At 66.0% G+C, this 374-nt stretch carries 1 protein-coding gene; it reads right to left on the bottom strand.

Annotation, left to right across the window (positions count from 1 at the left end):
- On the bottom strand, positions 1 to 196 hold a 196-nt coding region (locus CH42_RS16270), incomplete at its 3' end, for a hypothetical protein (RefSeq protein ID WP_204374504.1).
- Between the last annotated feature and the right edge of the window lie 178 nt (positions 197 to 374).

Here is a 374-nt window from a genome sequence, read left to right as displayed (position 1 = left end):
CGGTGGTGCGGATACTCGTGCCCGAGGCCGAGCTGCCGAAGTACTTGTAACGGTCGGACACCGCGGCCTCCGCCGGCGCGCCGCTCACCCAGGAGGAGGAGAGGGCGAGCAGTCCGACGACGGCGGCGGTGAGGAGGAGCCGAGCGGGTCGTCGGCGAGAGGCCGGCGCAGGGCGCGGCGACGGGGAGGGGGTCATGAACACCGAGCGTAGGTTCGAGGAACCCGCAGGCCAAACACGATTGTTACAAAATGCAATATGAGCCATAACTTCACGCAATGCATTGCTGATATCGACGACATCGACGGGGAACAGCGTCGTCGCGGAGAGGCGGGAGCCGGTTCCCGGAACGTGCTCGGATGCCCCAGAATAGGCC

The sequence above is a fragment of the Leucobacter musarum subsp. musarum genome (assembly GCF_001273845.1).
Taxonomy (GTDB): Bacteria; Actinomycetota; Actinomycetes; order Actinomycetales; family Microbacteriaceae; genus Leucobacter; species Leucobacter musarum.
The sequence above is the reverse complement of the archived record's forward strand: the minus strand, read 5'-3'. Positions and strand labels throughout refer to the sequence as shown.